This window comes from Kluyvera intermedia (assembly GCF_021440345.1).
Lineage (GTDB): Bacteria > Pseudomonadota > Gammaproteobacteria > Enterobacterales > Enterobacteriaceae > Kluyvera > Kluyvera intermedia_A.
In genome coordinates this window covers 1-20397 of record NZ_JAKCNS010000083.1, presented here as the reverse complement: position 1 = coordinate 20397, position 20397 = coordinate 1, and the positions used below count along the sequence as shown (strand labels likewise).

Annotated in this window: 19 protein-coding genes and 2 tRNA genes; 7 read left to right on the top strand and 14 right to left on the bottom strand. The window is 53.6% G+C overall.

What is annotated here, in order from left to right:
- Nucleotides 1-243: 243 nt before the first annotated feature.
- From nadR to serB, 3 genes are all read right to left on the bottom strand, one after another.
- Nucleotides 244-1470 carry a multifunctional transcriptional regulator/nicotinamide-nucleotide adenylyltransferase/ribosylnicotinamide kinase NadR gene (gene nadR, locus LZ634_RS19485; protein ID WP_234508164.1) on the bottom strand — a complete coding sequence of 409 codons (1227 nt, stop codon included), beginning with the start codon at nt 1468-1470 and terminating at the stop codon, nt 244-246.
- Between the two features lie 118 nt (nt 1471-1588).
- On the bottom strand, nt 1589-2974 hold the full coding sequence (gene radA, locus LZ634_RS19480) for a DNA repair protein RadA (protein WP_234508162.1): 1386 nt from the start codon (nt 2972-2974) through the stop codon (nt 1589-1591).
- Between the two features lie 10 nt (nt 2975-2984).
- Nucleotides 2985-3956: a phosphoserine phosphatase gene (serB, locus tag LZ634_RS19475; protein WP_234508160.1), complete on the bottom strand. Its 972-nt coding sequence runs from the start codon at nt 3954-3956 to the stop codon at nt 2985-2987.
- 104 nt (nt 3957-4060) lie between these two features.
- Here serB and LZ634_RS19470 point away from each other — a divergent pair, with 104 nt between their 5' ends.
- A complete protein-coding gene (locus tag LZ634_RS19470; RefSeq protein ID WP_234508158.1) occupies nt 4061-4693 on the top strand; it encodes a YtjB family periplasmic protein in 633 nt (210 codons plus the stop codon).
- A gap of 18 nt (nt 4694-4711) precedes the next feature.
- Complete coding sequence (gene lplA / locus LZ634_RS19465; RefSeq protein WP_234508156.1) at nt 4712-5728, top strand: lipoate--protein ligase LplA; 1017 nt, start codon at nt 4712-4714, stop codon at nt 5726-5728.
- A gap of 87 nt (nt 5729-5815) precedes the next feature.
- On the opposite strand, the gene deoD is transcribed toward lplA, so the two are convergent.
- The 4 genes from deoD to deoC all read right to left on the bottom strand — a co-directional run bounded on the left by deoD (nt 5816) and on the right by deoC (nt 10243).
- On the bottom strand, nt 5816-6535 hold the full coding sequence (gene deoD, locus LZ634_RS19460) for a purine-nucleoside phosphorylase (RefSeq protein ID WP_234508154.1): 720 nt from the start codon (nt 6533-6535) through the stop codon (nt 5816-5818).
- A 153-nt stretch (nt 6536-6688) separates the two neighbouring features.
- Nucleotides 6689-7912 carry a phosphopentomutase gene (gene deoB, locus LZ634_RS19455; protein ID WP_234508152.1) on the bottom strand — a complete coding sequence of 408 codons (1224 nt, stop codon included), beginning with the start codon at nt 7910-7912 and terminating at the stop codon, nt 6689-6691.
- A gap of 52 nt (nt 7913-7964) precedes the next feature.
- Nucleotides 7965-9287 carry a thymidine phosphorylase gene (gene deoA, locus LZ634_RS19450; protein ID WP_234508151.1) on the bottom strand — a complete coding sequence of 441 codons (1323 nt, stop codon included), beginning with the start codon at nt 9285-9287 and terminating at the stop codon, nt 7965-7967.
- A 176-nt stretch (nt 9288-9463) separates the two neighbouring features.
- On the bottom strand, nt 9464-10243 hold the full coding sequence (gene deoC, locus LZ634_RS19445) for a deoxyribose-phosphate aldolase (RefSeq protein ID WP_234508149.1): 780 nt from the start codon (nt 10241-10243) through the stop codon (nt 9464-9466).
- A 258-nt stretch (nt 10244-10501) separates the two neighbouring features.
- On the opposite strand from deoC, the gene LZ634_RS19440 reads away from it, so the two are divergent.
- Together LZ634_RS19440 and LZ634_RS19435 are read left to right on the top strand one after the other, a co-directional pair.
- A complete protein-coding gene (locus LZ634_RS19440) occupies nt 10502-12052 on the top strand; it encodes a YjjI family glycine radical enzyme (RefSeq protein ID WP_234508147.1) in 1551 nt (516 codons plus the stop codon).
- A complete protein-coding gene (locus LZ634_RS19435) occupies nt 12024-12887 on the top strand; it encodes a YjjW family glycine radical enzyme activase (protein WP_234508146.1) in 864 nt (287 codons plus the stop codon). The genes LZ634_RS19440 and LZ634_RS19435 overlap by 29 nt, the downstream gene beginning before the upstream one ends.
- Here LZ634_RS19435 and LZ634_RS19430 read toward each other — a convergent pair.
- The 7 genes from LZ634_RS19430 to LZ634_RS19400 all read right to left on the bottom strand — a co-directional run bounded on the left by LZ634_RS19430 (nt 12882) and on the right by LZ634_RS19400 (nt 18773).
- Nucleotides 12882-14159 (bottom strand): NupC/NupG family nucleoside CNT transporter, encoded by a 1278-nt coding sequence (locus LZ634_RS19430; protein ID WP_234508144.1) that lies wholly within the window; start codon nt 14157-14159, stop codon nt 12882-12884. The genes LZ634_RS19435 and LZ634_RS19430 overlap by 6 nt on opposite strands.
- 146 nt (nt 14160-14305) lie before the next feature.
- A complete protein-coding gene (locus tag LZ634_RS19425) occupies nt 14306-15085 on the bottom strand; it encodes a TatD family hydrolase (protein WP_234508141.1) in 780 nt (259 codons plus the stop codon).
- 122 nt (nt 15086-15207) lie between these two features.
- On the bottom strand, nt 15208-15369 hold the full coding sequence (locus LZ634_RS19420) for a DUF1328 family protein (RefSeq protein ID WP_234508140.1): 162 nt from the start codon (nt 15367-15369) through the stop codon (nt 15208-15210).
- Between the two features lie 198 nt (nt 15370-15567).
- Nucleotides 15568-17157 carry a peptide chain release factor 3 gene (gene prfC / locus LZ634_RS19415; RefSeq protein ID WP_234508138.1) on the bottom strand — a complete coding sequence of 530 codons (1590 nt, stop codon included), beginning with the start codon at nt 17155-17157 and terminating at the stop codon, nt 15568-15570.
- Between the two features lie 92 nt (nt 17158-17249).
- Nucleotides 17250-17927 (bottom strand): pyrimidine 5'-nucleotidase, encoded by a 678-nt coding sequence (gene yjjG / locus LZ634_RS19410; RefSeq protein WP_234508166.1) that lies wholly within the window; start codon nt 17925-17927, stop codon nt 17250-17252.
- Between the two features lie 17 nt (nt 17928-17944).
- A complete protein-coding gene (gene rimI, locus LZ634_RS19405) occupies nt 17945-18391 on the bottom strand; it encodes a ribosomal protein S18-alanine N-acetyltransferase (RefSeq protein ID WP_234508136.1) in 447 nt (148 codons plus the stop codon).
- Complete coding sequence (locus tag LZ634_RS19400; RefSeq protein ID WP_234508134.1) at nt 18360-18773, bottom strand: DNA polymerase III subunit psi; 414 nt, start codon at nt 18771-18773, stop codon at nt 18360-18362. Before LZ634_RS19400 ends, rimI begins: the two co-directional genes overlap by 32 nt.
- 226 nt (nt 18774-18999) lie before the next feature.
- On the opposite strand from LZ634_RS19400, the gene rsmC reads away from it, so the two are divergent.
- From rsmC to LZ634_RS19385, 3 genes are all read left to right on the top strand, one after another.
- Complete coding sequence (gene rsmC / locus LZ634_RS19395) at nt 19000-20031, top strand: 16S rRNA (guanine(1207)-N(2))-methyltransferase RsmC (protein WP_234508132.1); 1032 nt, start codon at nt 19000-19002, stop codon at nt 20029-20031.
- Between the two features lie 167 nt (nt 20032-20198).
- Nucleotides 20199-20284, top strand: a tRNA-Leu gene (locus LZ634_RS19390).
- A gap of 27 nt (nt 20285-20311) precedes the next feature.
- Nucleotides 20312-20397: transfer RNA gene (locus LZ634_RS19385), tRNA-Leu, on the top strand.

Genomic DNA, 20397 nt, shown 5'->3' with positions numbered 1-20397 from the left:
ATTTCGTAGCCTATATGATTTAGTTAAATTAAAAATATTTGTTAATTTAACTAAATCATAATAAGAAATTATTAGATTGGATGCGTGATGAAAATGAATAATTCTTTATTAATAAAATATAAATATTAATAAAACAGATGAAATACAAACAACCGATGATCAAAGTAAATATAATAAAGATAAAATAAAAATAGCCAGCGAGATATACAAAGGACTTTCCCCTCAGAAAAAGCCCTTATCCGGTCAATCCCCCATCAATTCCCTAACCAATTCGACACAGCGCAGGAACCGCGAGTCGTAATCTGACTCTTCAACATGCGCAAACTCAATGTTGTTCTTCTCAAGCATAGATACCAGCAGCGTCTGGAACTCTTTGCGATCAACCGAACTCCCCAAGCTGCGTAACCCGTCCGCGATCCATGGCGTGTTGTTCTCAAGCAAAATGACCAGGTCAAAACGATATTCATCAATCAATGCCTGAACAAAAGGATGTTCACGTCCTTCATACTTCTTACAAAATGCCTGCGTACTGACAAAGTCAGTATCAATAAAAGCCACCTTGTTAGCGTACTTTACTGCAAAATCGATATATTGCGCATGGCCAAGAGCGATTTTGTCATAGTCAGAATATTGCAGCGCCATCTCGTCACCGCCAAGATGAGAAAATACATAGTCACGGCCATATTCCCACGCACTGGTGGTATTGAATATATTCGCCAGCTTGTTCACCAACGTCGATTTACCGCTAGACTCACCGCCAAGAATCGCCACCGTGCGCACAAAGAACGGTTTCACTTCCGTTGGAATATAATCCCAATAACGGAACGGGTTCTCACGAATCTGCGCACCGCTGATATTCATAAACGTACGTTTCGGATCAATCAGCACTGTTTCAACGCCCAGATGTTCAAGGTACTGCGGTGCATCCGCCTCTTCTGAGCTGTAAATCCAGTTAGGCTGAATCCCCTTCTCTTCCATAAAGTTTTTTATCCCCGCGCTCCACACGTCCCAGCCATGCGGATACGGTTCCATCCCCTCTTCATTGAAGGCATGAATACGGATATTTTTCTGATATTTGAAGGTCTGTAATAGCCAGCGCAGGCGATCCGATACGGTTGGCTGCTGCGACATGGCGCTCTCTTCAAACAACGCACGGTCGCGCGTATCGTCATAACCCATGATGATATGCAGTTCGTCGACCTGACTACAGGCACGCTGAATAAGATAAATATGCCCCGTATGCAGGGGATAGAATTTACCAAATACCACGCCAATATTTTTCTGCTGACGCGGAAATTCCAGATTCAGAAAGCGATGTAATGCTTCCAGCTTTTGCGCGCTGGGACTTTTAATTTTGGCGTTCAGAAGCTGGCTTAAATAGCCCTTGGTCATGCCGCTAGCGTCAGCGACCTGCTGTAACGTGCAGCCTTTCTGACGGATTGCGGTTTTAAGATAGTCAAACGATGACACAAGAGCCTCCTGCAAAAAATTGGGGTAAACCATGTACCCATTATACAAAAAACCCGGAAGTACTCATCGCACTATCCGGGCTAATATGTTCGACGCTACTCAGCAACGCCGGAATTTATCAGTATAAGTCGTCAAATACGCCGAGCGCATCAGAGAGTTTCTTCACGCCAAATACCTGCATCCCTTCCGGAAGTTTCTTCGGTACGTTAGCGGCCGGGACAATCGCCCGACGGAAACCATGCTTCGCCGCTTCCGAAATACGCTCCTGTCCGCTTGGTACAGGACGTATTTCACCGGCCAGCCCGACTTCACCAAATACCACCAGATCGTGCGGCAGAGGTCTATCGCGCAGGCTGGAGACCATCGCTAGCAGCAATGCCAGGTCAGCACTGGTTTCAGTGACTTTCACGCCGCCCACGACATTAACAAACACATCCTGATCCGACATCTGCAGGCCGCCATGACGATGCAACACCGCCAGCAGAATCGCCAGACGGTTCTGCTCAAGCCCCACGGCTACACGCCTTGGGTTCGCCATCATCGATTGATCCACCAGCGCCTGAATCTCTACCAGTAGCGGTCGCGTTCCTTCCCAAACCACCATCACCGAACTGCCGGAAGTCACTTCGTCACCACGGCTCAGGAAGATGGCGGACGGATTACTGACTTCGCGCAGCCCCTGCTCAGTCATGGCGAAGACACCAAGTTCATTCACCGCGCCAAAACGGTTCTTATGGCTACGCAGGGTACGGAAACGGGAATCAGCATCGCCATCAAGCAGCACAGAACAGTCGATGCAGTGTTCCAGCACCTTCGGCCCGGCCAGCGAGCCGTCTTTGGTTACGTGGCCAACCATCACAATCGCCACGCCGCGCGTTTTGGCAAAGCGCGTCAGATAAGCGGCTGTCTCACGCACCTGCGCGACACTGCCGGGCGATGACTGGATATCCGCCATATGCATCACCTGGATGGAGTCAATAACCATCAGCTTCGGCTGCTCTTCCTCAGCAATCAGGCAAATCTGTTCAATGCTGGTTTCCGAAAGCATATTCAGGTTAGCGGTTGGCAGGCCAAGACGATGTGCTCGCATAGCCACCTGTTGCAGCGACTCTTCCCCGGTGACGTACAGCGTTTTCATCTGTTCGCCTAGTTTGCACAGGGTTTGCAGCAGCAGCGTTGATTTACCAGCGCCAGGGTTACCGCCAATAAGAATCGCGCTGCCAGGCACCACACCGCCGCCCAATACGCGATCGAATTCTTTAAAACCGGTAGAAAAACGCGGCAGCTCTTCCAGACTAATGTCTGACAGTTTTTGCACCTTCGCGACGCCCGCATTACCCGCATAACCGCTCAGGCGTTCATTACGTGCGACCGTTGGAGAAGCCGCAACGCGCACTTCGGTGATGGTATTCCAGGCCTGACAGGCGCTGCATTGCCCCTGCCAACGAGGGTAATCCGCACCGCACTCATTACAGACAAATGCGCGTTTAGGAGCTTTCGCCACGTTAACCTCTTTATTTCTGATTCAGGCTGCCGGAGAGGATACAAAATACCCCCATCAAATCGGCATGACGGATAGTCACTTCCGTCTGTTCATTCACTTTCGGTTTGGCATGATACGCAATTCCCAGACCGGCCGTTTTGATCATCGGCAGATCGTTCGCACCATCACCAATCGCTACCGTCTGCGCGTGGATGATTTCATGTTTTTCAGCCAGCTCGAGCAGCGTTTTGGCTTTGTACTGCGCATCAACGATATCGCCAACCACTTCTCCCGTCAGCTTGCCATCACGGATACCCAGTTCATTGGCAACCGCTGCGGTCAAACGTAGTTTATCGCGCAGGTATTCGGCAAAGAAGGTGAATCCGCCGGAAGCAATCGCCACTTTCCAGCCCAGCGTTTCTAGTTTAAGAACCAGTTGGGTTAACCCCGGCATGAGTGGCAACGTGTCGCGCACCTGGCGCAAAATATTGGCGTCGGCATCTTTAAGCGTCGCCACGCGTTGGCGCAGGCTGGCACTAAAGTCCAATTCGCCTCGCATCGCGCGCTCTGTCACTTCAGAGACCAGTTCACCGGTCCCCGCCAGCTTGGCAATTTCATCGATGCATTCGATCTGAATCGCCGTGGAATCCATATCCATCACCAGTAGACCCGGCGTACGCAGGTGCGGTATTTTGCCCAACGGAGCCACATCCAGCCCGGCCTCATGCGCCAGGCGCGTGGCTCTAGGCGTTAATGATCCCGCCAGACGAATCACCTGATAGTCTTCAACGCACCAGGCTGCTACGATCACCATAGCGGCACCCAGTTTACGTTGGTAAGTGGTTAGGCGATCTTTGTTGAGGCCGCGGCCATACAGCAGCCAGCCGCTGCGCCCAGCGTGATAATCCAGCGGCATGACTTCATCGCCGCTAAGCGAAAGCGGCAACCCAGGCCACAAGGAGACATCTTCAGGCAGGTCGCACCAGGTCAAACTGTTTGGCATTACAGCTCCAATCTTCTCTATTAAGCCCAGGAAAATAACGCATGAGGCTACCTTGTAACCAGCGCTTCTGGCAACATTAAGCTGTAAATTTTCAAAGGTGGAATATGGTTCGCGCAAAACTGAAATTTCGATTGCATCGCACCGCGATTGTTCTGATATGCCTCGCCCTGCTGGTCGCTCTGATGCAGGGTGCGTCCTGGTTCAGTCAACAAAGCCAGAAACAGCGAAATCCTCAGCTCGAAGAACTTGCGAGAACGTTGGCTTATCAGGTCTCGCTGAACCTGGCACCCATGATGAAAAGCGAAACGCCGGACGAGAAAAAGATCGGCAATTTGCTTAAGCAACTCACCGGTAAAAGCCGCATTCTTGATGCTGGGGTTTACGATGAACAAGGCGATCTCATTGCACGCGCAGGCGAACAGGTCGATCTCCGCGATCGTCTGGCGCTGGACGGCAAAAAAGCCGGCAGCTACTTCAATCAGCAGATTGTCGAACCGATTCAGGGGAAAAATGGCCCGCTGGGTTATCTTCGCCTGACGCTGGACACCCACACCATCGCCACCGAATCCGGACAGGTGGATAATACCACCAATATTTTACGCCTGATGCTGCTGCTGTCACTGGCGATTGGCGTGGTGCTGGCCCGCACGCTGCTGCGCGGGAAACGCACACGTTGGCAGCAGTCACCATTCCTGCTCACCGCCAATAAGCCGGTTCAGGACGAAGATAAAGATTAATCAGAAAAGGAAATCGCTATGTCAACGCTGCGCCTGCTGCTTTCAGACTCTCACGATCCGTGGTTTAACCTCGCCGTCGAAGAGTGTATTTTTCGCCAAATGCCCGCGACCCAGCGAGTACTCTTTCTATGGCGTAATGCCGATACCGTGGTCATCGGCCGGGCGCAGAACCCATGGAAGGAGTGTAATACCCGACGTATGGAGGAGGACAATGTTCGTCTGGCACGCCGAAGCAGCGGCGGTGGCGCGGTGTTCCACGATCTCGGGAATACCTGTTTTACCTTTATGGCGGGTAAACCAGAATATGACAAAACCATCTCCACTTCTATTGTGCTGGAAGCGTTGAATTCTCTTGGGATCAGCGCCGAGGCTTCCGGGCGTAACGATCTGATCGTCAAAACCGAAGAGGGGGAACGTAAGGTCTCTGGTTCAGCCTATCGCGAAACCAAAGATCGCGGTTTCCACCACGGTACCCTGCTGCTAAATGCCGACCTTAGCCGTCTGGCTAACTATCTCAATCCGGATAAGAAGAAGCTACAGGCTAAGGGGATAACCTCCGTACGCGGCCGCGTGGCAAATCTGGTCGAGCTTTTGCCAGAGATCACCCACGAGCAAATTTGCGAGGCCGTCACCGAAGCGTTCTTCCAGCATTACGGCGAGCGCGTCGAGGCGGAGATTATCTCTCCCGATAAAGCGCCGGATCTGCCTAACTTCGCGGAAACCTTCGCTCGCCAGAGTAGCTGGGAGTGGAACTTCGGTCAGGCGCCGGCATTTTCACATCTGCTGGATGAGCGCTTCACCTGGGGCGGCGTAGAGCTGCATTTCGACGTTGAGAAAGGGCTAATCACGCGTACGCAGGCGTTTACCGATAGCCTGAACCCTGCCCCGCTGGAGGCGCTTGCCGAGCGTTTACAAGGCTGTCAGTACCGTTCTGATGTGTTGCAGAAAACCTGCGAAGCGTTGATGGCTGATTTTCCGGAACAGGAAAGCGAGCTGCGGGAACTGTCAGTGTGGATTGCGGGGGCCGTACGCTAATAAATTGCCGGAGAGCAACTACGCCTTCTCCGGCAATATTCAGACTTGCCAGCCCGGTAAGCATAGCGCTACCGGGCAACACAATACTTACGCTTTATCGCCCAGCAGGACAGATTCCAGCGCAATTTTGATCATATCGTTGAACGTCGTCTGACGTTCAGCGGCAGTGGTCTGCTCGTGAGTACGGATATGGTCAGACACGGTGCAGATTGTCAGCGCTTTCGCACCGAACTCAGCCGCAACGCCGTAGATACCAGCCGCTTCCATTTCCACGCCCAGAATGCCGTATTTTTCCATCACGTCGAACATGGTTGGATCCGGCGTATAGAACAGATCGGCGGAGAAGATGTTGCCGACGCGAGCGTCAACGCCCAGCGCTTTGGCTGCATCAACCGCATCACGTACCATGCCGTAGTCAGCGATAGCCGCGAAATCGTGATCTTTGAAACGCAGACGGTTTACTTTGGAATCGGTGCACGCACCCATGCCGATAACCACATCACGCAGTTTCACGTCAGCGCGAACTGCGCCACAGGAACCCACGCGGATGATTTTCTTTACGCCAAAGTCGGTGATCAGCTCTTTGGTGTAGATAGAGCAGGATGGGATACCCATACCGTGGCCCATCACGGAAATTTTACGGCCTTTGTAAGTACCGGTGAAACCTAACATGCCGCGAACGTTGTTTACTTCACGAACATCTTCGAGGAAAGTCTCAGCAATGTGCTTAGCACGCAGCGGGTCGCCAGGCATCAAAACTACGTCAGCGAAATCACCCATTTCTGCGTTAATATGTGGAGTTGCCATCAATTTATCCTTATTAAAATTGAGAAGAATACCCTAAGAGTTTCGCGTTGCAGGAAGGCGACGAATTCGAGGATCCCCGGGAGCATAGATTCACTATGTGACCGGGGTGAGCGAATGAAGTCAACGCATCTGCAGCGCGAAAGACAACGGGTATCACAGCATATTTTTACCGTACGCCATTGGTGAGGTACCGAAGTAGCTCGCCAGCGTCTGGCCGATATCCGCGAAGGTTTCACGGTGTCCCAAAGAGCCTGCTTTCACTTTCGGGCCGTAAACCAGCACCGGAATGTGCTCACGGGTGTGGTCAGTACCTGGCCAGCTTGGGTCACAGCCGTGGTCGGCGGTCAGGATCAGAATGTCATCCTCACCCACCAGCTCCATCAGTTCAGGCAGACGGCGGTCGAACAGCTCAAGACCGGCAGCATAGCCCGCGATATCGCGACGGTGGCCCCAGGAAGAGTCGAAATCCACGAAGTTGGTGAAGACAATAGTCTCGTCACCGGCTTCTTTCATCTCTTTGATGGTGGCGTCAAACAGCGCATCCAGGCCGGTCGCTTTCACTTTTTTAGTGATGCCGCAGTTGGCGTAGATATCGGCAATTTTACCGACAGAAACCACGTGGCCATGTTTTTCATCAACCAGTTTCTGCAGAACGGTCGCCGCTGGCGGTTCAACGGCCAGATCGTGGCGGTTACCGGTACGCTGGAAGTTACCCGCTTTGTCGCCCACAAACGGACGCGCGATCACGCGGCCAATGTTGTAGCCACCTTCGGTCAGCTCTTCACGGGCGATTTCACACAGCTCGTAAAGTTTATCCAGACCATAGGTTTCTTCGTGGCAGGCAATCTGGAACACGGAGTCAGCGGAGGTATAGAAAATCGGCTTGCCGGTTTTCATATGCTCTTCGCCCAGTTCGTCCAGAATGACGGTACCGGAAGAGTGACAGTTACCGAGATAACCCGGCAGATTGGCACGTTTAACCAGTTTATCCAGCAGCTCCTGCGGGAAGCTGTTCTGGTGGTCGCTGAAATAGCCCCAGTCGAACAAAACCGGTACGCCGGCGATTTCCCAGTGACCTGATGGGGTGTCTTTACCGGAAGAGAGCTCGTGCGCCCAACCGTATGCACCAATAACGTCTGCCTTGCCGTCCATGCCGGCAGCAATTTTACCGGTTGAACCTTCATGCGCTTTCACCAGACCCAGACGAGTCAGGTTAGGCAAATTCAGCGGGCCCTTACGACCTTTGTCAGCCTCGCCTTTGGCGCAGGCTTCTGCAATGTGGCCCATGGTATCTGCGCCGACATCACCAAAGCGGTCAGCGTCTTCCGTTGCACCAATCCCAAAGGAGTCCAGCACCATAATAAATGCACGTTTCATCTTGTTCTCCATACATCTTGCGCTGCAAAAAAGCGATCAGATCAGTATATAACTATTCGGTGATGCGACGATAGACGGTCGGCGTAATTTCAGGCGCTTTGTCGTCCAGTTTAATTGCCGCTTTGACGGCTTTCGCCGCGTCCTGCCAGCTGGCTTCGTCTTTCGCGTGGATGATTGCCAGCGGACGTTGTCCGTCAACGCTGTCGCCCAGACGCGCCATGTCGGTGAAGCCGACGCTGTAATCAATGGTGTCAGATGCCTGGCGACGACCGCCACCCATCGAAACCACTGCCATTCCCAGTGCACGGGTGTCCATTGCACTCACAAAGCCTTCGGTATCAGCATAGACTGCTTTGCTGAGCATCGCCGTTGGCAGATATTTCGCATAGTTTTCAACGAAATCAGTCGGGCCTTTCTGTGCCGCGACCATACGGCCGAAGATGTCAGCCGCTTTGCCGTTATCCAGTACCGCCTGCAGCTTAGCGCGCGCTTCAGCGTCGTCTTTCGCCAGGTTACCGGAGATCAGCATTTCCACGCACAGCGCCATGGTGACGTCGAACAGACGTGGGTTACGGTATTCACCGGTCAGGAATTGCACCGCTTCGCGAACTTCAACGGCGTTACCCGCGCTGGATGCCAGCACCTGGTTCATGTCGGTCAGCAATGCGGTTGTCCGCACGCCCGCACCGTTAGAAACGCCGACGATCGCTTCAGCCAGCGCTGCAGACAGTTCGTAGGTTGGCATAAAGGCGCCGCTACCCACTTTCACATCCATCACCAGCGCATCCAGGCCTTCGGCCAGTTTTTTAGCCAGAATAGAGGCTGTAATCAGCGGGATGGAGTCCACGGTCGCGGTAATGTCGCGGGTGGCATAAAAACGTTTGTCCGCCGGTGCCAGCGAGCTGGTTTGCCCAATAATCGCCACACCCACGTCTTTAATAATTTCGCGGAAACGGTTGTCGTCCGGGAAGATGTCGAAGCCCGGAATCGCTTCCAGTTTGTCGAGCGTACCGCCGGTATGGCCGAGGCCGCGACCGGAGATCATCGGAATATAGCCGCCGCAGGCTGCCACCATCGGGCCAAGCATCAGAGAGGTAACGTCACCGACGCCGCCGGTGGAGTGCTTGTCGACAATTGGGCCGTTCAGGTTGAGGCTTTTCCAGTCAAGGACGGTGCCCGAATCCCGCATCGCCATGGTCAGCGAGACACGCTCCGGCATGCTCATATCATGGAAGAAAATGGTCATCGCCAGGGCTGCAATCTGCCCTTCAGAGATGGTGTTATCGCGAATACCGTTGATAAAGAAACGAATTTCCTCATCACTCAGTGCCTGACCATCACGTTTTTTACGAATAATTTCTTGAGCGAGAAACAAGGTACCCTCCTATGAAGTTAATAGCGAGGCTGGGGTGTTAACCCTCATCCTGGCCCTCTCCCGACCCGGGAGAGGGAAGCGCATGACATGATTTTTTGTCATCACGTTACCCGGTTTTCGCCCTCTCCATCCGAGGAGAGGGTTAGGGTGAGGGTGCACCCGTCGAACATGCCGACTTAGTAGCTGCTTGCGCTTTTACCGTCGCCGTGGCCCAGCGCTTTCAGCAGGCTTGCCAGCAGGGAAGATGCGCCAAAGCGGTAGTGGCGGGAGTCAGCCCAGTCAGCGCCGAACAGTTCATCAGCGATAGACAGGAACAGCTGCGCGTCTTCAGCGGTACGAACGCCGCCCGCCGGTTTGAAGCCTACGGTTTTTTCTACGCCCATATCACGAATCACTTCCATCATGATGCGCGCGCTTTCCGGGGTTGCGTTGACCGGAACTTTACCGGTAGAGGTTTTAATGAAATCAGCGCCAGCTTTGATAGAGATTTCAGATGCTTTACGAATCAGCGCTTCTTCTTTCAGCTCACCGGTTTCGATGATCACTTTCAGCAGAACGTTTGCCGCCGCACAGGCTTCTTTACAGGCTTTAACCAGATCAAAACCAATCTGCTCATTACCCGCAATCAGCGCACGGTATGGGAATACAACGTCAACTTCGTCAGCACCGTAGGCGATAGCCGCGCGGGTTTCTGCCAGCGCAATATCAATGTCGTCGTTACCGTGCGGGAAGTTGGTGACGGTGGCGATACGGATGTTCGGCGTACCCTGCTCGTTCAGCGTTTTACGCGCAATCGGAATGAAACGCGGATAGATGCAGACCGCGGCAGTGTTGCCAACCGGCGTTTTTGCCTGATGACACAGGGCGATAACTTTCGCATCGGTGTCGTCTTCATTCAGGGTAGTTAAGTCCATCAACTGCAGCGCACGCAGGCTGCTTGCCTTTAAATCAGTCATTTTTCTCTCCGACGGCACTGTGCCGTGTAAATCGTTACCTTGCGGGTCTGTGACTATTGTAACACCGCCCCGCGCTCACACTTCGACTTTCATCACACTTAGTGAAAACTTCGTACAAATTTGCATTACAACAACGCGACACACTTCAAACTTTAGCCGTAAAGGTGCGAATAAAAACGCCCATTCAGCCGCTGGGATCAAAGGATCGCCGCATCGCTTTTCATACACTTCTCGCATCGCTCGTCTGAGGAACCGAACATGCCAACATCGATTGATTCACCGCTGCTGCAACACTGCCAGCAAATTGTGACAAGCTCCGTATTAACTCCGGAACAGAAACGCCATTTTCTGGCCTTAGAGGCCGAAAACGCCTTACCGTACCCTGAGATTTCAGAGGTCGCTCAGGCTGCGCTAGCCGACGGCGTTATCTGCGATATGTTTGAAGGACACGCGCCTTATAAACCGCGCTACGTCCTGCCGGACTACGCTCGCTTCCTGGCAAACGGCTCCGAATGGCTGGAGCTGGAAGGTGCCCAGGACCTGGATGACGCGCTTTCACTGCTCACCATCCTGTATCACCACGTCCCTTCCGTCACCGCGATGCCGGTCTATCTCGGTCATCTTGATGAGCTGCTGTCACCATATGTTAGAATTCTAACACAAAATGAAATCGATATTCGAATAAAACGTTTCTGGCGCTATCTCGATCGCACGCTGCCGGATGCCTTTACCCACGTCAACATTGGGCCACACGACACGCCTATCACCCGCGCTGTTTTACGCGCAGAAGCCGAATTGAAGCAGGTTGCGCCGAATCTAACTTTTATCTACGATCCGGAAATTACGCCTGAAGATTTACTGCTTCAGGTGGCACAAAATATTTGTGAGTGCAGTAAACCGCACATTGCTAACGGGCCACTAAATGATAAAATTTTCACAAAAGGCCAATATGGCATCGTCAGCTGTTACAACTCACTGCCGGTCGCTGGCGGCGGGAGCACGCTAGTACGCATGAATTTGCAGCAGGTTGCCCTGCGCAGCCGCTCTATCGAGGATTTTTTCAGCCACCAGTTGCCGCACTACTGCCAGCTACAAACCGACATCATTGATGCGCGCTGCCGTTTCCTCTATGAGCAATCTCACTTCTTTGAGAATAGCTTCCTGGTGAGCGAAGGGTTGATCGACCCAGACCGATTTGTCCCGATGTTTGGCATCTATTCGCTGGCCGAAGCCGTCAACGTTTTGTGTGAACGTGAGGGCATCGAGGCTCGCTACGGCAAGGACGAACAGGCCAACCAGCTTGCCTACCGTATCAGCGCCGAGCTGGCAGATTTTGTCGCCCGCACGCCGGTACAATACGGTTGGCAGCAGCGTGCGTTACTGCATGCGCAGTCGGGGATCAGTTCGGATATAGGCACCACACCGGGCGCACGTCTGCCTTACGGCGACGAGCCTGACCCAATAACCCATCTGCTCGCCGTGGCACCGCACCACGCGCACTATGCGGCGGGGATCAGCGACATCCTGACCCTTGATGAAACGGTGAAGCGTAACCCGCAGGCCGTTATGCAACTGTGTCTGGGCGCGTTCAAGGTCGGGATGCGCGAGTTCAGCGCCAATGTCAGCGGCAACGATTTGGTACGCGTCACCGGCTATATGGTGCGCCTGTCCGACCTGGAGAAATATCGCGCGGAAGGTTCACGTACCAATACCACGTGGTTAGGTGAAGAAGCCGCCCGCAACACTCGTATCCTGGAACGTCAACCTCGTGTAGTAAGCCATGAACAGCAGATGCGCTTTAGTCAGTAAAATCATCCCCTTTTCCTGCGTCGACGGGCCGGGCAGCCGCCTGGCCCTGTTTCTGCAGGGCTGCAATCTACGCTGCAAGAATTGCCATAACCCGTGGACCATGGGGCGCTGCAACGACTGCGGTGAGTGCGTTCCCCAGTGCCCCCATCAGGCGCTGAGCTTGAGTGAAGGGAAAGTACAGTGGCAATCGGATGTCTGCCAGCAGTGTGATACCTGCCTGCATCTGTGTCCGCAGCAGGCCACGCCCATGGCACAGGTCATGAGCGTGGAACAGATTATCCAGCAGATAAATAAAGTCGCGCCGTTTATTGAGGGCATTACCGTTAGCGGCGGCGAGGCCACCACCCAGCTACCGTTTATCTGCGCGCTGTTCCAGCGCATCAAGGAAACGCCGGAACTCAGGCATCTGACGTGTCTGGTCGACAGTAACGGCGAATTACCGATAACCGGCTGGGAAAAGCTGCACCCGTTGTGTGATGGCGTGATGGTGGACTTGAAGTCATGGGATAATGCCCATCACCTTGCCCTCACGGGAAAAAGTAATGCCCGTATCAAACAAAGCATCCAATGGCTGGCGCAGCAGGGAATGTTGAGCGAACTGCGGCTGCTGGTGATCCCAGAGCAGACGGATTATCTGCAAGAATCTGTCGCGTTAAGCGAATTTATTGCCGGGCTGGGTGAAATTCCCGTGCGACTTAACGCATTTCACGCTCACGGAGTTTACGGAGAGGCAAAAACATGGCGCAGCGCCGGGCCGCAGGATATTGAGGCTGTCAGCCAGGCGCTGCAGGCCGGAGGGATAACGAGAATTATCCCTCCGGCGCTGTACTTATAGGGCGAGGAATACGCCGGCGATAGTGGCGCTCATCAGGTTGGAGAGCGTCCCTGCCGCGACAGCTTTCATACCCAGCTGGGCAATTTCCTGACGGCGATTCGGTGCCATACTGCCCAAACCACCGATCAAAATGGCTATTGAAGAGAAGTTAGCAAAACCACACAGTGCGAAAGAGATAATCGCTTTCGTGTGGTTGGAAATCACCTGCAGCCCTGCTGCCGCGACGTCCGCATCAGCCTTCAGGTATTCACCGAAGTTCATGTAAGCCACGAATTCGTTGATAACCAACTTCTGACCGATAAAGGAGCCCGCTACCGTCGCTTCGCTCCACGGCACGCCAATGACCCACGCCAGCGGCGAGAAGACCCAGCCCAAAATCAGCTGCAGCGACAGATCCGGATAGTTAAACCAGCCGCCAACGCCGGAAAGAATACCGTTCAGCAGAGCAATCAGCGCGATAAATGCCAGCAGCATTGCCCCAACGTTTAGCGCCAGCTGCATCCCTGAAGCCGCACCCGATGCCGCAGCGTCCAGCACGTTTGCCGGTGCATCCGCATCTTTTTGATTCTTTTCAAGCGATGGCGAATCATGCGGCGTTTCCGTTTCCGGCACGATGATTTTGGCAAACAGCAGCCCGCCCGGTGCCGCCATAAACGAAGCTGCAATCAGATACTCCAGCGGGACACCCATCTGCGCATAGCCCGCCAGCACGGAGCCGGCCACCGACGCAAGGCCGCCGCACATGACGGCAAACAGCTCAGAACGGGTCATGGTCGCAATATACGGGCGCACCACCAATGGTGCTTCCGTCTGGCCGACGAAGATATTCGCCGTGGCCGAGAGCGATTCCGTCCGTGAGGTTTTCAGTACTGCACGCAGCGCGCCGCCCAAAATACGAATCACAAACTGCATGATGCCGAGGTAGTACAGCACGGCAATCAGCGAGGAGAAGAAGACGATAACCGGCAGGACGCGCAGCGCAAACACAAAGCCGCCGCCGCCAAACACCTCGAACATCTTATCGGAAACCAGACCGCCGAAGAGGAAGCCAATACCTTCGTTGCCGTAAGCAATAACATTGGCAACGCCTTCGGACATCGCCAGCAGTACTTTCCGCCCGGCGGGAACATAGAGAATTAGCGCGCCGATGCCGACCTGCAGTAGCCAGGCCCCCAACACGGTTCGGAGATTAATCGCTTTACGATTACTGGAGAGTAGTAAGGCAATGGCGAGCAGCACCACCATGCCAATAAGTCCCATGAGGATTTGCATACAGAGTCCCTGTGTATTGAAAAACATGATAATTACGGCAGAACAACGCGGCGATTATAACGTCACGAAATTATCTTTTTCAGCCAATGTCACAGGTTTAACGCAAGAGAAAGAGGTTAATAATTGATAATGAGATCTAAGTCACCCTACAAGTTTGAAAAGAGTGCATAGGTATTGTCGTGCAGGGCTTGCGCAATTTGCTCCGGTGGCTCATCGCGCAAAGCACACAGATGGGTAAATACGTCGGCAACCCGCTCCGGGCGGTTCGGTTGTCCCTGAAAACCATTCAGCGGCATATCGGGAGCATCGGTCTCCAGCACCAGCGCCTCCAGAGGCAATCGCGCCATCACGTCACGGGTTTTACTCGCGCGGGGGTAAGATATCGTGCCACCGACGCCAATTTTGTAGCCCAGTTGCACAAAGCGCTCGGCCTGCTGCAGGCTGCCAGCAAAGCCATGTATCACGCCGGTTCTCGGTAAATTGTGCCGCTTCAGGTGCAGCGCCAGCTTATCGTGAGTTCGCCGCGAATGCAGGATAACCGGTAGATCATAGCGTTTTGCCAATTGCAGTTGCGCGTCCAGCAGGAACTGCTGGCGCTCAAACTGCGGGTTTTCCCGATACAGATCCAGGCCGATTTCTCCCATCGCCACCAGCTTTTCTGGTTTCGCTGCGAGATGCATTTCCAGCTGTTCCAGACTCTGTTCGTCATGGCGTTCGACAACTATCGGGTGCAGCCCCAGCGCGGCATACAGCGGGGCGTGAGATGCGGCGAGCGCCATAACTTGCGCAAAGCGTTCCGCTTCAACCGCCGGAACAATAATCTTATCAACCCCGGCAAGCGCGGCTTGCATAAGGCTTGCCGCTTCATTATCGGTGAAAGGCGGAAAATCAAAATGACAGTGAGTATCGATAAAACGGTAGGTCACACGCGCCTCGCCGGTTGTGGGTCACAATAGGATTATCGTAAAGCACAGCCGCAGAGGAATACATAAAAAAAGTCAGCGCACTGGCGCTGACTTAGACGTGGTTGCTGTGACAGAACAAATTGCTAAGGACGCTTACGCCCCATGAACAGGCTGACCAGGAACAAGATTAGACCGACGACAAACACAATTTTTGCCGCGCCCGCTGCTGCCCCCGCCAAACCACCAAAACCCAAAGCGGCGGCAATCAACGCGATAACCAGAAAGATAATGCCCCAACGAAACATATGATTCTCCTTTACCCGTACGTGCCGACCCTGCTGTCGAACCAACAAGTCATCATGTTTTCTTTATGTTACAGATAAGAGCCTAGGCCAAAAATCGGGCCGTTGCGTTGTAAGTGCTGACAATTAAGAACAATCTGTTGGGGGCAAGACGAAAATAAAGAAGGCAGAGCACGGCGGGCGCCGTGCTCTGAGAGAAGATTAGTGCTCGCGGGTTTTGCGGAACTCAACTTCAGGATAACGCTCCTGAGTCAGATTCAGGTTCACCATGGTCGGGGCGATATACGTCAGATTATCGCCGCCATCCAGCGCCAGTTGAATTTCGTTTTTACGTTTAAACTCTTCGAATTTCTTCACGTCTTTGCTCTCAACCCAGCGGGCAGTCGCGACGTTAACGGATTCGTAGATAGCTTCAACGTTGTATTCGCTTTTAAGACGCGCAACCACCACGTCAAACTGCAGCACACCTACCGCACCCACGATCAGATCGTTGTTGGCGATTGGACGGAATACCTGTACTGCACCCTCTTCTGACAGCTGAACCAGCCCTTTCAGCAGCTGTTTCTGCTTCAGCGGATCTTTGAGGCGAATACGACGGAACAGCTCTGGTGCGAAGTTCGGGATCCCGGTGAACTTCATCATCTCGCCTTGGGTAAAGGTGTCGCCAATCTGGATGGTGCCGTGGTTATGCAGGCCGATGATGTCGCCTGGGTAGGCTTCTTCAACGTGCGAACGGTCGCCCGCCATAAAGGTCAGCGCGTCGGAAATCACCACATCTTTACCGATACGCACCTGGCGCAGCTTCATGCCTTTTTCATATTTGCCAGACACCACACGCATAAACGCCACGCGGTCGCGGTGTTTTGGGTCCATGTTGGCCTGAATTTTAAAGACGAAGCCGGTGAATTTCTCATCCTGCGCTTCGACCAGACGAGTGTCAGTGCGGCGCGGCATCGGCGCCGGAGCCCACTCCACTAAACCGTCCAGCATATGGTCAACGCCGAAGTTACCCAGCGCGGTCCCGAAGAATACCGGGGTGATTTCACCGGCCAGGAACAGCTCTTTGTCGAACTCGTTGGACGCGCCCTGAACCAGTTCCAGCTCATCACGCAGCTGCTGAGCCAGATCTTCACCGACCGCCGCATCCAGATCCGGGTTGTTCAGACCTTTAACAATGCGCACTTCCTGGATGGTGTGGCCTTTACCGGTCTGATAAAGATAGGTTTCATCTTTATAGAGGTGGTAAACGCCTTTGAACAGCTTGCCGCAGCCAATCGGCCAGGTGATTGGCGCGCAGCCGATTTTCAGCTCACGCTCCACTTCATCCAGCACTTCCATTGGATCACGGATGTCACGGTCAAGTTTGTTCATGAAGGTCAGGATCGGCGTATCACGCAGACGGGTCACTTCCATCAGCTTACGGGTACGATCTTCAACGCCTTTTGCGGCATCGATAACCATCAGGCAGCAGTCGACCGCGGTCAGAGTACGGTAGGTATCTTCCGAGAAGTCTTCGTGCCCTGGGGTATCCAGCAGGTTCACCAGACAGTCGTGATACGGGAACTGCATTACGGACGTGGTAATGGAGATCCCACGCTGTTTTTCCATTTCCATCCAGTCAGATTTCGCATGCTGGCTGGAGCCACGGCCTTTGACTGTCCCGGCGGTCTGAATAGCCTGTCCGAATAACAGTACCTTTTCAGTGATCGTCGTTTTACCGGCATCCGGGTGAGAAATAATGGCAAAAGTGCGGCGCTTAGCCACCTCTTGCAGATAAGGAGACAACGTCATAATTCATTCTTCTTAGTAAACGTGGCAATGCACCACGCATGTTGAATACGAGAAAATTGCGGCTATTTTACCCATCAATGGGGGGCTGGCAATCACTGTTTACACAGGAGTAACTCCAGTTCAGGCAATGACGTCACCGTCCAGTCAGGCTTGATACCCTCTGGCAACGGGCGTTGATGCGCGTTCAGCCAGCAGGTTGCCCAACCGGCGTTCATGCCACCGCGAATATCAGACTCGGCGGTGTCCCCCACCATTAACACGCGAGAACGGTCTGAATGACCGGCTTGCTCAAGGGTATAGTCGAAGATCCGACGATCCGGTTTCGCCACGCCCACTTCCTCAGAAATAATAAGCAGATCAAAATGATCGCGCAGGCCGGTGCGCTCGAGACGCGTCTGCTGCAGTGAGGTAAAGCCGTTGGTGATAATGCCCATTTTCACCTTACCCTGCAGGGCGTTCAGCAACGATACCGCCCCCGGTAGCGGGGCGCAAATCTCGGCCATCGCGTTCATAAAAGCGTCGTTAAGATCGCCTGGATGCACGTTCAAACGTTCCGCCCAACCGGTAAAACGCTGATGCTGAAGCTGGAGCGAAGTAATCGCGCCATTCTGGTAGTCCACCCACAGCGGTTTATTTACCGCCTGGTAATCCTGAAAATCTTCCGCGGTAAAAGTCACGCTGTAGTCGAGAAACATCCGCTGTAAGCCGCTAAACGAGTCAAACGTAAACAGCGTTTCGTCGGCATCGAAGAAAATCCAGTCCCACTTCATCATCTTTTCACCTTGTCTTACATACTGATCGGCAGCGCCATAATGATGGCATCCTCACGACCTTCCGCCGTGGGATAATAGTTGCGACGAATGGTCGCTTCGTTAAAGCCTAAACTCTCATACAGAGCGATGGCCGCATGGTTTGATGCGCGAACTTCGAGCCATAACGTCACTACGCCACGCGCTTCTAAGGTATCGATGAGATGTTCAAGCAGCTCACGCCCCAAGCCCCGGCGCTGATAGTCCGGATCGACCGCAATATTAAACAGCGTCGCTTCATCCAGCACTATCTGCGTAATGGCAAAGGCCGCCATCTCGCCATCGACTGACATCTGGAGGTTCAGATAGCGTTCGCCCTGATTGCTGGCAAAAGTTTGTTCACTCCAGGGAAACGCATGGGCACGCTTTTCAATGTGAAAGGCGCGAGGTAAATCAGTCGTGCTGAGGATAGAAATCGTGTTCATGGGCACAAATTTGTTGCCAAAGCGCGGCGCGCGCTGGCGCACTGGCTTGCAGTTCATTAAAAGGAGGCGTCGTAAGCACTACGCCTTCCAGAGTAGCGGAAGCCTGGTTGCCAAGATGCCAGCAATGGCATCGACTGCCCTGCGGCAGCATGGCGACACGGTCTGGCGTCAGCGGTAAAACCTGGTCAGGAGTGAGACATAGGGCGCGTAGAATATCGCTCATTAATGGCTCCGTCAGCGCGGGTAGCGCTTCGCCAACCATCACTAAACGGACGTGCTGTGGGAGCGTAATGGCGATCTCACCCTGTAGCGCCCCGGGGCGGTGCAGTGACCACTGGGTAATACCCAACTGTTGTAATTGCCAGTCTCGCCGGGATGTCATGTGAAACGCTCCTGTCTATCAAGGGCGCAAATATAGCAAATTCATCGAAACTGCGCCAATGACACACTACATACACAAAATCATTCGAGTGGCATCAAGGCGGCAAGCGAGGAATCCCCACAAGCGTACCTAAGTACATAGCTGGGGTGAAAGAGTGCAGCCAACGTAGAGGCAACTTGAAGGATGACGTGTATAATCGCCGCTTAAGTTTATTGAGGAATAATTCATGTCTGCTTTTACCCCGGCAAGTGAAGTCTTGCTGCGCCACAGTGATGATTTCGAACAGAGCCGTATTTTCTTTGCCGGCGATTTGCAGGATGACCTGCCCGCTCGTCTGGAAACCGCGGCTAGCCGCGCGCATACCCAGCAATACCACCACTGGCAGGTACTGAGTCGCCAGATGAATGACAATGTCCGTTTTAGCCTCGTCGCCGAAGCGGGAGATGTGGCGGACAGCGATACGTTCATTTACTACTGGCCGAAAAACAAGCCGGAAGCACAGTTCCAGCTGATGAATATTTTGTCCCTGCTGCCGGTTGGCACGGATATTTTCGTGGTCGGTGAAAACCGTAGCGGCGTACGTAGTGCTGAGCAGATGCTGGCAGAATACGCCCCGCTCAACAAAGTTGACAGCGCCCGTCGCTGTGGCCTGTATCACGGCCGCCTGGAAAAACAGCCAACGTTTGATGCTGAAGCATTCTGGGGCGAATACGCTCAGGGCGATCTGACTATCAAGACTCTGCCTGGCGTCTTCAGCCGTGATGGTCTGGATGTAGGTAGCCAACTGCTGCTTTCCACGTTGACCCCGCATAGCAAAGGCAAGGTGCTGGATGTCGGCTGTGGCGCGGGTGTGCTCGCGGTATCACTGGCAAGCCATTCACCGAAAGTCCGCCTGACGCTGTGCGACGTGAGCGCCCCAGCGGTCGAAGCGAGCCGCGCGACTTTGGCCGCAAACGGCATTGAAGGTGAGGTTTTCGCCAGCAACGTCTTCTCTGAGATAAACGGTCGTTTCGACATGATTATTTCCAACCCACCGTTCCATGATGGCATGCAAACCAGCCTGGATGCAGCACAAACGCTGATCCGTGGCGCAGTACGCCACCTGAACAGCGGCGGTGAACTGCGCATCGTGGCCAACGCCTTCCTGCCGTATCCGGCAATACTGGATGAAATGTTTGGTTTCCATGAAGTTATCGCCCAGACCGGGCGCTTCAAAGTCTATCGCGCCATCATGACCCGCCAGGCGAAAAAAGCCTAATCTACAGGCCGGATACCGCGAATACGCTGATATCCGGCCTGTAAATCGATGTAATCGCCGTTTTTTGCAGCAATTGTGCATCGACCTATAATTAACTATTGACGTCAAGCGTAAAACCACTAGAATGCGCCTCCGTGGTAACGATACTTTTTAAGTGTCGATGGTATGCGAAGGTGGCGGAATTGGTAGACGCGCTAGCTTCAGGTGTTAGTGTCCTTAGGATGTGGGGGTTCGAGTCCCCCCCCTCGCACCATAAACCACGTTATATCGCTCGCACTGTGCGAAGGTGGCGGAATTGGTAGACGCGCTAGCTTCAGGTGTTAGTGTCCTTAGGATGTGGGGGTTCGAGTCCCCCCCCTCGCACCA